Annotated in this window: 14 protein-coding genes; 13 read left to right on the top strand and 1 reads right to left on the bottom strand. The window is 33.6% G+C overall.

Annotated features, from left to right (window positions below):
• The 5 genes from B7695_RS11050 to B7695_RS11330 all read left to right on the top strand — a co-directional run.
• On the top strand, positions 1-425 hold a 425-nt coding region (locus B7695_RS11050; RefSeq protein ID WP_158086395.1), incomplete at its 5' end, for an LPXTG cell wall anchor domain-containing protein.
• Positions 426-617: 192 nt separating this feature from the next.
• The gene (locus tag B7695_RS01945; RefSeq protein ID WP_084889493.1) at positions 618-962 is read left to right on the top strand and encodes a thrombospondin type 3 repeat-containing protein; all 345 of its coding nucleotides are present in this window, start codon (positions 618-620) and stop codon (positions 960-962) included.
• Between the two features lie 47 nt (positions 963-1009).
• Positions 1010-4876 (top strand): SNF2-related protein, encoded by a 3867-nt coding sequence (locus B7695_RS01940; protein WP_192855708.1) that lies wholly within the window; start codon positions 1010-1012, stop codon positions 4874-4876.
• A 74-nt stretch (positions 4877-4950) separates the two neighbouring features.
• Positions 4951-5235, top strand: coding sequence for a DUF5962 family protein (locus B7695_RS01935; RefSeq protein ID WP_084889491.1), 285 nt, complete (start codon positions 4951-4953; stop codon positions 5233-5235).
• Between the two features lie 13 nt (positions 5236-5248).
• The gene (locus tag B7695_RS11330; protein ID WP_084889490.1) at positions 5249-5545 is read left to right on the top strand and encodes a DUF5966 family protein; all 297 of its coding nucleotides are present in this window, start codon (positions 5249-5251) and stop codon (positions 5543-5545) included.
• Positions 5546-5558: 13 nt separating this feature from the next.
• On the opposite strand, the gene B7695_RS01925 is transcribed toward B7695_RS11330, so the two are convergent.
• Entirely contained in the window at positions 5559-5756 is a 198-nt protein-coding gene (locus B7695_RS01925; RefSeq protein WP_004246112.1) for a hypothetical protein, read from the bottom strand.
• Between the two features lie 159 nt (positions 5757-5915).
• On the opposite strand from B7695_RS01925, the gene B7695_RS01920 reads away from it, so the two are divergent.
• From B7695_RS01920 to B7695_RS01880, 8 genes are all read left to right on the top strand, one after another.
• Positions 5916-6557, top strand: coding sequence for a peptidylprolyl isomerase (locus B7695_RS01920; protein ID WP_084889489.1), 642 nt, complete (start codon positions 5916-5918; stop codon positions 6555-6557).
• A gap of 9 nt (positions 6558-6566) precedes the next feature.
• Positions 6567-7652, top strand: coding sequence for a thioredoxin domain-containing protein (locus tag B7695_RS01915; protein ID WP_084889488.1), 1086 nt, complete (start codon positions 6567-6569; stop codon positions 7650-7652).
• 50 nt (positions 7653-7702) lie between these two features.
• Entirely contained in the window at positions 7703-7936 is a 234-nt protein-coding gene (locus B7695_RS01910) for a DUF5965 family protein (RefSeq protein ID WP_000152419.1), read from the top strand.
• A complete protein-coding gene (locus B7695_RS01905; RefSeq protein WP_002933294.1) occupies positions 7933-8316 on the top strand; it encodes a DUF5945 family protein in 384 nt (127 codons plus the stop codon). The genes B7695_RS01910 and B7695_RS01905 overlap by 4 nt, the downstream gene beginning before the upstream one ends.
• Positions 8317-8353: 37 nt before the next feature.
• Positions 8354-8629 carry a hypothetical protein gene (locus B7695_RS01900; protein ID WP_084889487.1) on the top strand — a complete coding sequence of 92 codons (276 nt, stop codon included), beginning with the start codon at positions 8354-8356 and terminating at the stop codon, positions 8627-8629.
• 473 nt (positions 8630-9102) lie between these two features.
• Complete coding sequence (locus tag B7695_RS01890; RefSeq protein ID WP_084889486.1) at positions 9103-10362, top strand: ABC-three component system protein; 1260 nt, start codon at positions 9103-9105, stop codon at positions 10360-10362.
• Complete coding sequence (locus B7695_RS01885) at positions 10355-11080, top strand: ABC-three component system middle component 1 (RefSeq protein ID WP_004260388.1); 726 nt, start codon at positions 10355-10357, stop codon at positions 11078-11080. Before B7695_RS01890 ends, B7695_RS01885 begins: the two co-directional genes overlap by 8 nt.
• Positions 11052-13700, top strand: a complete 2649-nt coding sequence (locus B7695_RS01880) for an AAA family ATPase (RefSeq protein ID WP_004260384.1) — start codon at positions 11052-11054, stop codon at positions 13698-13700. Before B7695_RS01885 ends, B7695_RS01880 begins: the two co-directional genes overlap by 29 nt.
• Positions 13701-13966 lie beyond the last annotated feature (266 nt).

The raw sequence follows: 13966 nt of genomic DNA, 5'->3' as shown, positions 1-13966 counted from the left end.
CAATAAACGGAAAAGTTTTAGTAGAAATCACAGACGTTTATGTAAATGGTGAATTGCAATCAAGTACAGAAAGAGAATTATCACGTATTGAACCGCAATCTAAGAAGGTTTATCGAGGAACAAAACAGGTATCTCACGTTCCGGATGTTGCACCAATTGAGGTTAATAGAATCGAACGTAATAATATTACGAAAGAGCATCCAGAGAGTTCTATTGTGATAAATACTAAGTTAGAGCCAGTAGTGATGAATCAATCGTCTTCTGAACCTCTTTCGTCAAAAGAAACAACCATAAGAACTAAGGGTTATTTACCAAATACAAGTAGTGAATATAGTTATGGTTTTGAGTTGGCAGGTATTATTGCTTTAGCAACGGCTCATTTTGGAATAATCTCAAATAAGAGAAAGAAAAATATAAAAAACTAGTTATTAGTGATGGATTAACTCAACTTCAAGAATTATTCCACATTAAGACTAATGAGAAAGTTCTCAGAAGTGATATTCTTCTGGGGGCTTTTTCGATATTAAGAGAACTTAGAAAATTGTTGTGATACTTCTTTCAAGGAATATTTGGTAGGATTGGAGTGAAAAAAGATTAACTAGGAAAGAAGGAAGTATATGGAAGCCATTTATCAACGTGATTCGGATCAAGATGGATTAACTGATGCTCAAGAATTGGCGCTAGGAACCAATCCCTTAGAAAAGGATTTTCAAGACATAGACCAAATAAGTATAACTGAACCGTCATCAGTATTTATGGAAATGAAACAAAAGATTTCAGATATGATGGAGAGTCACTACAAGGAATTTATACAGGCTCTGATTAGTATTGAAACAGGGATTGAAAACCAACAAGACCTTGAAGATTTATATACTTACTACATGAGAACAGATGCCGTTTCTCTTTTGTCTAGTGATTTAGAAACCAGTCCTCAAGAGGTTGAAATGGAGATAGAGTTGTAGGGGAATCATGTGATTCTCCTATTTTCGTATAGATGAAAGGAGCGAGTATGGAAGTAATGCAATTATTGGCTATGTTTCGTGGAACAATTCCAAAAGATAGAGAGAAAATGGCCCTATTTCTTCGTTATCAAGCGCAACATTTTGATGAGAAATGGCAGGACTTGGTAGAGATTTTTTTGACTGAAGATGGCAAGATAGAAGAGATACCTCATGTCTATTCGTTTCATCAAGATATTATTTCTTTCCTAGAGGCTAGTTCTGAAAACAATGACCAAGATTTAGAAAGTTACACAAGAAATTTTGGACAAGCAGGTCTAAGTAAATTATCTCAATTAAGTAATTTTGAGAAAAACTTGGTGCTAGAAGTCGCAACCTATAATCTTTCCACTCGATTTTATACCCAATCTGAAAAAGAGAAGTTAGAACCATTAAGTGAGCTTGTATGTCATCAGAAACAGGATGTCAATTTAGTCAATGTCTATCGGGTTGCGAATAATCTATCTGACCGCATTAGTAGAGATATAGAGGAGTTTCTTCTAATGGTTGATTCCAAAGAACTAAAAAAAGAAGTTCTTGAGATTCATTTTGAAGAAAAAGAAGGAGATGTTCTAGCCTATTTGGGTTCAGAATTGATGGCTACTTTAGATACCGTTACGGATCTTGTCCATCATGAAGAAAACTACACACAACTCCCACTGACACAAAAGCTGAAGATTATTACTCATTTTGATGAAGTAAAGGCTATAAGAGAAAAGTCTAAGCAAGTAGAGGAAGCAGTCTTACCTTTAGATAATATTGGCAATGTAGAAGAAAATGTGGAAGTTCATTCCTTATTTAAAGTAGATAAAGTGGAGGAAAACAATCAAGAATGTGATTGGAACCATGCTTTAGATTTATTAGAATCAGTTCGCCCTCCACGGATTCATCTGGCAGATATTGAGTTTAAAATCGGTTCACGTTGGATTCCTCAATCCGTTTATGGTAAATTTGCCTTTGAATGTTTTACCAATCGTGAATTTGAATTGTCTTCGTCAGAGGTTGCACAGGTCATTGAAGTGAATCCTGTTGATGGACAGGTTCATTTAAGGACGTCATTTGCTTATCGCTATCCAAGTGCCAAAGATAGTAGTCTTGGAGTCGGTGGCTCACGTTATGATACAGGAAGAAAGATTTTTGAGAATTTACTTAATTCGAACCAACCGACGATTACCATGACGGTTACGGAAGGAGAAAAGAAAAAGACCATTACAGATTTGGAAAAAACCTCTGTTTTAAGAGCAAAAGAGCAACATTTACAAGAACTCTTTCAAGACTTTGTCTCACGGTATCCAGAAGTCCAACAAGTCATTGAAGAAAGTTATAATCGTCTTTATAATCGAACGGTTAGTCGAGAGTATGACGGTAGTCATCTAGTCATTGATGGCTTGGCACAAAACATCAGTCTTCGTCCTCATCAAGAGAATGCCATTCAAAGAATCGTAGAAGAAAAAAGAGCCTTATTAGCTCATGAGGTAGGTTCAGGAAAGACCTTGACCATGCTTGGTGCTGGGTTTAAATTAAAGGAGTTGGGGATGGTTCATAAGCCCTTGTATGTAGTCCCCTCTAGTTTGTCTGCTCAATTTGGCCAAGAAATCATGAAATTTTTCCCTACTAAAAAGGTCTTTGTGACTACTAAGAAAGATTTTGTGAAGGCGAGAAGAAAACAATTTGTTTCTCGTATTATTACAGGAGATTACGATGCCATTGTCATTGGGGATTCTCAATTTGAAAAAATCCCTGTCAGTAAAGAAAGACAGATGAATTATATCGAGGATAAACTCAATGAACTACGAGAGATTAAAACACATTCTGAAAATAAGTATACCGTTAAAGAAGCGGAACAATCAATTAGTGGTTTAGAGAGACAATTGGAAGAACTGCAACGCTTCAATCGTGATAGCTTTATTGATTTTGAAAACCTAGGAATTGATTTTCTTTTTGTGGATGAAGCACATCACTTTAAAAATATTCGTCCGATTACTGGACTGGGAAATGTAGCAGGGATTACCAATACAACTTCTAAGAAGAATGTGGATATGGAAATGAAGGTTCGACAGATTCAGGAAGAACATGATTTTAAGAATATTGTCTTTGCGACAGGAACACCCGTTTCCAATTCTATTAGTGAGTTATACACTATGATGAACTATATTCAACCAGATATCTTAAAACGCTATCAAGTTGATTATTTTGACTCTTGGGTAGGTGCTTTTGGAGAAATTCAAAACTCTATGGAATTAGCTCCTACAGGGGATAAGTACCAACCGAAGAAACGTTTTAAAAAATTTGTCAATCTACCTGAGTTGATGAAAATCTATAAAGAAACAGCTGACATTCAAACACAAGATATGTTGGATTTACCTGTTCCAGAAGCTCATATTATCCCTATTGAGAGTGAGTTAACCGAAAACCAGAAACTCTATTTAGAAGAATTGGTTATGCGTTCAGATGCGGTCAAATGTGGAACAGTTGATCCGAGCCAGGATAACATGTTAAAGATAACGGGCGAGGCACGGAAACTAGCTATTGATATGCGTTTATTGGACTCTAGCTATAGTCTAGCAGACAATCATAAACTGCTTCAGGTAGTGGATAATGTTGAGAGAATTTATCGTGAGGGAATGGAAAATAAGGCTACTCAGATGATTTTTTCAGATATTGGCACACCTAAGAAAAAGGATAATGGCTTTGATGTCTATTCTGAAATAAAGGCTTTATTAGTTGATAGAGGAATCCCTAGTAAGGAAATTGCCTTTGTACATGATGCCAATAGTGATGAAAAGAAGAATAGTTTGTCTCGAAAGGTCAATGCAGGAGAAGTACGGATTCTCCTTGCCTCAACTGAAAAAGGAGGAACAGGTTTAAATGTTCAGAGCAAGATGAAAGCAGTCCATCACCTGGATGTACCGTGGAGACCAAGTGACATCCAGCAACGCAATGGACGGATTATCCGACAGGGAAATGAAAACAAGGAAGTAGATATTTACCACTATATTACCAAAGGTTCGTTTGATAATTATCTATGGGCAACTCAGGAGAACAAACTCCGCTATATTAAGCAGATTATGACTTCTAAGGAGCCGATTCGTGCTGCAGAAGACATTGATGAACAGACTATGACAGCTTCTGATTTTAAGGCACTAGCAACAGGTAATCCTTATCTCAAATATAAGATGGAACTAGAGAATGATCTAACCCTATTAGAAAATCAGAGACGCGCCTTCCAACGTAGCAAGGATCACTATCGTCATACAATCTCTTACTGTGAAGAAAATATGCCCATTCTTGAGAAACGATTAAGCAAGTATGAAGGCGACATTCAACAGTCTGAAATGTCGAAAGACCAGGCATTTTCTATGACAGTTGGCAAGCAAGCTTTTGATCAACGAGCTGAAGCAGGGGAATCCCTACATCGTCTTATCCGTCATAATCAAGCTGACAGCAAAGAATTCCGAACCCTAGCAAGTTATCGAGGATTTGACATTAAAATGCTTAGTCTTCCAACAAATCAACCTCTTCCTGAAACTTTCTCTGTTAAGATTGTAGGAGAAAATCAGTATTCTGTCAGTTTAGATTTGTATTCTCCTTTGGGGACAATTCAAAGACTCCAACATACGATAGACCACATTAAAGATGACCAAGTGAAAACTCAGAACTTATTGGATGAACTAAAGGATAAATGGATTACTGCTAAGGTAGAAATTGAGAAAAATTTTCCAAAGGAAGAGGATTATCAAACTAAAAAGGCCGAATACGATGTACTCGCGCCATTGATTGAAACAGAAACGGATTTAGATATTATTGATCAGGCCTTACGACAATTCCACGAAAAAGGAAAAGAAAAGCAGGAGCAACTTTCTTTTGAATTGGATTAAAAAATAGATACAAATAGCGGACAAGAAAAGAAAAGCGCGGTAAAATAAAGATAGAAAGAAACGAGGTAACGATTATGATGGAAGATACCTATTATCAATTAGAAGAGGCTTTGGTACAGGGATTTCAAACACCTGAAGAATACCAAGCCTACAAGGAGCTAAAGGAACATTATGAGGAAGTGACAGGCGATTACAGCTTTTCCAAACGAGAACTCACTAGTCAATTGGAAATCGCTCTTCAGAATCACCGAGGTGTGGACTTTGAAGATCATGAGAAAGAGGAGTATTTGGACTTAGTTCAAAAGCTAGAGGAATTTGATTCCTCTCTTGCCACCCATTACCGTCAGTTGATTAATTAGGAAGGAACAAGTCATGAATGATTTACTCCTTATCCCGGTAATTTTTATAGCAGTAGGAGGAATTCTCATTCTTTTATGGAGACTCTTTCTTATTGCCAGTGGACTTTTCCTTATGGGTTTTATCAGTTTTCTTATTTTCGTGGAGGTCTATGGAATTTATTTGTTCTTTACTGAACCTACTTTATATTTTGATGATATCAGACAACATGGTTTAACTAGTTTTACGGCTGTGTACCTTTTCATCAATCTGATGTTGGTTCTAGGATTTAGTTGGCGCTTCATTAACTTCATAAATAAGAAAAAAATGTGAACTTTTTAGATAGTCAAAAGACTTTATCTGAATCTAAATTCGGATAAGGTTTTTTATTTGCCTTGATTCTTTCATATACTTCATAGCTAAATTGGAGTAATAATTTATGAAAATCATTATCCTCACTATTATTACCTGTATTTATGGCTTGTCTATGTCGTTCAATATGAGAAAGAGCTCTTCTCAAATTTTCTTCTTTTAATTTGTTCATATTTATATCATAAGCTGAAGACAGCTAGTTTTGATATTTTTCTCTGAACTGTACGATTTTGCTTCTTAAATGTAGGAATCACCTTTCGTTGTGGTGTGATAAAACTTACAAGTTCTTTTTGTTATTCTTGACCTAGTTTTTATAGAAAGAAGGTCTAAGATGCTAAATAAAGTCAAAACTAAAGCCTTAATTAGTGTTGGAGCAGTGGCTGCAACTAGCTTTATTCTCATGATGGGATATACTGTTGGTCAACATTCTACTGCTAAACAAAGTCGTAAAGAGATTGAATTGGCTGCAGCTAAACTTGTAGAGGATAAACAAGCAGAAGATAAAACCAGCATTTTGTCATCGGATACAGTAAAAGAATTTTTGACTCAGTACTATACGAAAGAAAAGCTAGGGGAAAATAATACACGTATTCAACCTTATATGACTGAATCGGCTTATTCTCAAGAATTGTCAAGTCAAAATGATGCCATGAACCAAGTGTATAAGGATTATATTTTAGATTATCATTTTGAAAAAGCTGATATCTTTGTCAATCAGACTACGAATCAAGCCATTGCCATGGTCTCTTATAATGTAACCTATGTATCCGATTTAAAGAATGCCAACCAATCAAAGACCAATCAGACAGAAACCAGAACGGTTAAATTGTCCTATTCTAAACTACCTGGTAAGTTATTGGTCAATCAAGTACAGGTTTGGAAATCTGGGTTAGATGATTTAGATAAGGCCACTCCCAAAACTCTAGAAGAATCATCATCAATACCATCACTGCCAAATACTACGACAAAATGATGATATTGCATGGAAATAGAAGAATGTAAGCAAATTTCAATTCTTGATGTAGCAAGTCGTTTGGGTATCTCCTTTAAACAAGTTTCTAGCAGTGTCTATGAACATCCTGAACACGATTCATTCCGAATTTTTTCGAATACCAATACTTTTAAATGGTTTTCAAGAGATATTCAAGGTGATGTCATTGATTTTGTTCGACTTGTTAAGGGAACTTCCTTTAAAGAAGCTCTAACTTTTCTTTCTGAAGAACCTTTTCAAAAAGAAGCTGTTCAAGAAAATAGAGATAGACCATTTTATTATCCTTTAAAGAGAGTAGAAGATTCTAGCTGTAGTCTGGCTAGATATTATTTAACAGAATGTAGAGAAATCTCAGAAGAAATCGTACAAAAGATGATTCAACAAGGTTTGATAGCACAAGCCAGTTGGAAAACAAATGAAACTGTTGAACCTGTTATTGTTTTTAAAAGTTTTGATCATCGTCACAAACTGCAGGCAGCAAGCTTACAAGGGATTTATAAGAATTACTCTCTTCCTAGAGAGAGGCTGAAAACGATTCTAAAAGGAAGCCATGGACATATTGGAATATCTTTTGATATTGGTAAACCAAATAGACTGGTCTTTTGTGAATCGTTCGTCGACTTAATGAGCTATTACGAACTGCATCAACAAAATCTAACAGATGTTCGTTTGGTATCTATGGAAGGATTAAAAAGGTCTGTTGTTGCTTATCAAACTTTACGACTGATAGCTGAAGAAAATCAGAAGTTGGAATTTTTAGATACAGTAATACCTTCAAAGTTATTGCCTTTGATGAATACAATTCGTGATACCACCACCTATTTCGATAATCATCCTGATTTATTGACACTTGCGGTAGATTGTGATGATGCAGGAAAAGATTTTTCTGATAAGTTATCTCAATCAGGATTTCCTGTTTTACTGGATTTACCTAATAATGAATCTGGGAAAGAAAAAGTAGACTGGAACGATATTCTTCGAGAAAAGAAATCAGATTTACAATTGATGATCGAGAATGCAAAAGAGACATTTGTAAATCCACCAGTAAGACAAACCTCTCAATGTTTAGAATTGTGATAACAAAATCAAGATGTTTTAGCTAATATTAGAATGAAGGAGGATCGTATATGACCATTATTGAACGCTTAGAAGAAAAGGTCACTAGGCAAGAAAGTAAGGTAGCAAGAGAGACAGAAAAACTAGCTGCTTATAAAGAGCAACTGGAGACAGCGATGTTTGCGACGTTCAAAAGGCGTCAAAGCATTAGTCACATGAGTTTTGAAGAAGCTCTTGACCATGCATTTGGCAAAGAAAGACAATTCGATGATTCTGAATTTAGAAAGGATGAAATGAGTGAATGACAAAAGATTGGAATTTTAATCAACCATTAGAAAGCAAATCAGAAAATCAAGAAGATCCAGATAAAATTGCGGCCTTATTTGGAAATCATCAAGGAGGTAATGATGTAAATTATGAAGCAGCTTTTCAAAAGCGCAAACAAGCACCTGTGACGGAATCAAATTCTAGTTCTAAACCCAAAGTTACAGAGGTTAGAACAGGAAAAGAGACAGATATTACTACAAGTTATCAGCAACATCTTAAAAGACTGATTGCAGATAACAATAGCGATATTCAAAGTAGTCAAAAGAAAATTGAAGAGCTACATACGTTGATCGACACAAAGAATAAAGACAATAAGAAATTGCAGTCCATTTATGATGCGATTTCCGAATTACACTAAGCAGTCCTGATAGGCTGCTTTTTTTGAGAGGTTATAGATGTTTACAACATTTTTTAAGAAAAATCAAGACAATAGTGATGTATTTAAGAAGTTGATTCATCGACTGTCTGGTATGCCCGTCCAAGATCTTGAAAAAATAGACCGACTGCTAGATATCATTTTCACTCCAGATCAAGAATCAGAACAACTAAAAACAGAATCAACTTATAGGGAAGAAACTTTGGACGACACATTAAAGGAAGCTAAGAATCAACTTCATAAGGAACAATTGGAGAAGAATTTAGAGAGATTTAGGAAAGATGGAAGGAAGTGAATCGTTTTATAAAAATTTCTTTTACTTGAATAAAGTCTTGTGTTATACTTTTAGTATAGACTAGATAAGGAAGTAAATATTTTGGAGTTGACTACCAAGCAGGATAAAGCAACTAGGTCAGACGCAGTGCTTTCATGCGACATTGTTCCGACATTTAGAATCCTTAAAAAAAGGAATCGATGTTCAATTTAATTTAGGGAGTGAGCTAGATTTTGGACCTGGTTTCTATATTACGTCTGACTTTGAACAAGCTAGAAAATTTATTAACAAGCAAGTTGAAGTAAAAAATTGATTTGTCCTATTTAAGCATTCTAGTTCGCTACGAAGAGCTCATTATAGATTTAAGTTAGGCAAAAAGAAACTCCGAGGAATACCATGATGGTATCGTTGAACTTGGTTGATAATTTAAGAGAGTTAGAAAATGATAACCTCAACGGTTTAATGAATTAATATTTAAGAGGAGATTGTTGAAGGTGGCAGGTAAAAAGAATAATGCAACATCCAGTTGGAGTGGCTATAATCATCAAGGACAGGTTGGTATTTTTCTTGCTTTGAAAGAACTATGTGATTTGCTAAAAAAAGATGAGGATCATAGTAGCTATTCTGTTCAATTTGAAAAAGAAAATGGCGAAGACGTGGACATCGTTCGGAATGAACAAGTTATTTCAAGGCATCAAGTTAAAGCGAAAACAACTTCGAAAAATCTAAATGATTACGCGGATGTGTTGACTGGATTTAATGTTGATGGTATTGATGAAGATTCAAGATATTTACACACAATTTGTGAAGTAAAGGGATTTGATTTACCAGAGGATAAATTTAAAGAACTACCAAATAAACCTAAATTTGTTCCAAACGAAAGAGCTGTTAAACTATATGAATATCCTGATGGTAACAAGTATTGTAAATTGAGTGATGAGGATAGTAATTCTAAAATAGATAGTTTTTGTAAAGTAGAATTAAAAACTATACTCACGAAAATCTGTCATAGTCTCCGGGATGATGATGACCATATTGACGAAACTTTATTTGAATTGAAAGATTTACTGTGTACAAAAATAAGAGAGGCACATGAAGCTGGAGGAGGAGCAAATCCAGTAATTTTATTTTCAGAGATTTACGATATTGTTATTTCTACCGAAAAACGGGAAAAACAAGCAATTAGTAGAGTAAAAAGGTTATTTGAAATTTATTGGAATAAAAATTTTGATGATAGCACTGACTCATCTTTATTCAATGCCATTTTAAATCTATCGCATAAGGAATTTGAAGATTTTATTATCGACTTGCATCCTCAAAAAAGTATAAAATCTTTGAAAGAAGTACAGTCAATAGATGCATTGCTGGATGAAGATATTTTTGAAGAAATATTTTATGAATTTTATAAAGAGATTAATCAGGATTTTTTTGATATTCCTAATCTGCGTTATGATTCAACACAGTCAAGTTATCGACTAAGTTTGATTAATAAAAAGTATAAAAGTGGCGAAGTAGGTAAACTTGTCCAAAGTATTAGAAATAATAAGCCGTTTCTAACAGCGAGTTTTGACGTAGATTATCTAGTAAACGGTAGGATAAACTCACCATTATTTGAGCAGCGACAATTAAATGATGTTTTGGAGTCACCATATAGGCAACGACCTTTCGATAAGGATAGTCTATTTTCAAACCATCTTGAGTTTATTGATATTGATAAAACGGTTGAGAAATTAATAGGAGAACAATATGAATGATTTTTTAGTTAGTATTATGGAATCTAATAGATACAATCTACTTGAACATCCTTCTTTGATGTTATTTGGTAACGAGCATGAGTTTTTTCTTATTGAACATTTTGAGATGGGAGAAATTCAAGATTTTTTTAAAACTGATAAATTAGAGAAGTTGATTTCAGAGTTTCAAAAATTAGATAATGAAAAAGTCAAAAAGAATACATCCTTACTTGTAGCTGTGAAAGTTGAGAATCTAAAAAAAGAATACGAAAGTCTTAAGAATGTAGCTATAGTGATAGAGGAGGATGAGTATTATTTTAGGAAGTATGTCATCTTTTATACCGAAGAAGGTATCGGAAAACTTGAACCATCTATTCAAAACTTATTTGATTATATTCAAGATAATGGTGATAATTCAGATGAAGATAGTTTATTCGATAAATTTGAGAAAGACATGTTTTTTAATGATGCTTATTTTATCGCTATGCAATTGATTATCAAATTACCATTTATTTCTCTTCCTCATTCTGATGCTCACTTTGAAACAATTGAAGATAGAATAAAATTAAGAATAGAAGCAGAAGGATTAGTTGAGAAGGAGCAACAAGTAAGTCATATTTTAGAGCTGTTTAATAGTGATAAGATTGGTTCACAACTTGAAGATACTGCTACTATAGGTAGTTTACAACAAATTTTGGAGGATTGGGATTGTGAAAATCAAAAAGATTTTACTTTATAATTTTAAAAATTTTAGACATAAAACGGTTATTGATTTTAGTGATAATATAACGTTTTTAGTTGGGCCAAATGGATTTGGAAAGACAACTATTTTTGATGCAATAGAGTTAGGTTTGACAGGTAATATTTCTCGAATCACTCAAATGATTCAAGTAACAGGCGAAAATATTACGTATAATAAACCTTTCTTTCAAAATGATAGTTCTAAACCGGTGATTATAAAATTATGGTTAGAAAAATCAAATGGTGAGCAGTTAGCTATTATTCGAATTTTAACAAATAATAGTCCTACAGGTGGGAAGGTATTTGCTCCAAAGAAATCTATCGAGCAATTTAAGTTGTTTCGGCAGGAAGAAGTAACTGATAAAAATTTTAGTAGCATAGATAATGATATTAAATTGTCTAAAATAAATCAGACTACAGTTGATAAATTTTTAGAGGTTAATGGGAAATATGAAATTGCTAAGATTTTCAATCTGTTTAACTATATCCAACAAGAAGAGACAACGTTTTTTCTAAAGAAATCTGAGAAAGATAGGAGCAATGATCTCTCGTTTTTGGTGAAAACAGATGAAATCGAGGGTAAGATAAAGAAAATTAATGAAGTGCATAGGGCTATTAATAGTAGATTAAGAACTCTTACTGAGCAAAAAGAAAAGTTTACTGAGCAAAAATTTGATAATATTGCTCCCAAAAGATTATTCAAACATCGGACTTTCCCATTTGATAAAGAGAGTCCATTTTCTGTAGATAACCTTAATCAGTTAGATGATTTTAAAATTACCATTAACAAGATTATCGAATTTAAACAAAATTTTTCAATTACTGAATATCAAAGAAAGTTGAAAAAGGATAACCGAAAGAGAGAAATCAACACTATGGATAGTGTTCTATATTCCTCTATTTTATTTCCACTTGTTCAAAGACCAAATAATCAATGGCTGTGGGAAAAATACATATTAGAGAATCCGAGATTATTTGAATACGTACTTTTAGAAAATTATCTTCAATCTTTTGAGACTATCTCTCATGAATATAGGCGAAGAAAACAATTAAATCAATACTGGGTGAATCTGTCAAGTGATATCAATCAGATGACAGTGCGGTCTTTTCAGTATGATCAAAATGATAGGTTATCAAATGATTTTGAATCACTTAAATCACAATTTACAAGCTACCAGACACTAAGAGAAAGTGTTGGACAAGTAGATAAAAACTTAAGTGATTTACGTCAACTTAGGAGTGATTTAAGTAACAAGTTTAATGAATTAAGGCATCAACATGTTGATGAAAATAAATGCCCATTCTGTAGTCAGCAGTTTGCTTCTTTCAATGACTTGAAACAAGCTTATGATACTTATGAAGCTTATCTATCTGAAATTTCATCTAGAGAGAGTCAAAAATTGCAAGAGGTACAATTGTTGCTAAGTTCATTAATTCAGCAAATGAAACAAAGAATTACTGATGAATTAAATAGCCTTACTACGAATATAGATGAAATTCTATTAGCTAAGTTACAAGAATTACGTAATGAGTATAAGAACTATTCTCTCAATATTAATGGTTTTAAAACTTTTATTCAATCGTACACAAATGTATCATCTTATCGGCTAGATAGTTTAACATTTGATGTATATAATCAACAGTACCAGTCTAATTTACAAGAATTCCAATCTAAACTGGTAGCCGATGATGAACTTTATAGTTCTTTAGATATTAGTAATCTAGAAAATATTGAGAGACAACTTGACGAATTAATAAAAGAATTTCCTGAATTACGGTTAGAAACATATCAAATTAAACCAAATTCATATTCTAAGATAAGTAAATCTACGGTTGAAAGCCTATTATCTGAATTAAAAATGTATATTAACTCAACAATTGATACTAGCTATGCAATCAATGAAAATATGATAGTGGATACTGAGAATATCTTCCCCGTGTATTTTCAAAATAAAGTTGAAGAATTGGAGAATATTCGTATTGAAGATTTAGAGGAGAAGAAACTCTACTTAGATAAACAGCATAAACTAGTTCAAAATATACAACTCCAAGAATTATCTCGTCAGATAGAAATATTGGAAAAAACTGCAGAGCGGTTAAAAGAAATTCATACTAGATATGAAGAAGAGGTGAAAAAGTTCAAAATAGGCATTGTTAAACAGCTACGCATTCCATTCTTCATATACTCAGCAAAAATGTTACAAAATTATCAACAAGGTTTGGGAATTTTCTTAACCTATAAAAAAGCAACGGATAGTAGCGATGAAAGAGCAGCAATTATTAGATTTAAATCAGATCCGAATAATGACCATGATGTAATGAATCAATTAAGTACGGGTCAGTTAGCTGTTGTATCACTTGCATTTACCTTATCTTTGAATACGATGTTCAAGTTGTCCGACAATTTAAATTTCTTGATGATAGATGATCCAATTCAAGATATGGATGCAATGAACGTATTGTCGTTTATTGAGATTTTGCGTCACGGGATTGTAGATAGGTATCAAATTATTTTATCAACGTATAGTGACCACAACGCTTTATTTATGGGGTACAAGTTTGCAAATTCAAATTCACATGTTGATATTGATTATCAGAATGTGCGTGAATTACACTGATAAGGATATTTCTTGAGAGCATTCAGCTCTCTTTTTTTATCCTCTTTTCAATGATGTGATAATTTTTCCAAATTATTCTTGTTATCCTTTTATCATACTCAGGAAAATCAATCTTTGATTTTTCACTGGGGGTTTGGGGGCGAAGCCACCAAGTTATCGTATCGTTGGCTGTCAAAACTGAAAATTTTTGGTCGGCTGGCGATATGATTTTTGGGATATTGTGTCCACAATATCTGAGCTCGCAAAGACCGAACAAGAAGCAAGTG

This window comes from Streptococcus mitis (assembly GCF_002096845.1).
Lineage (GTDB): Bacteria > Bacillota > Bacilli > Lactobacillales > Streptococcaceae > Streptococcus > Streptococcus mitis_A.
Note: the sequence above shows the minus strand (reverse complement) of the source record. Positions and strands in the feature narration are given on the sequence as shown.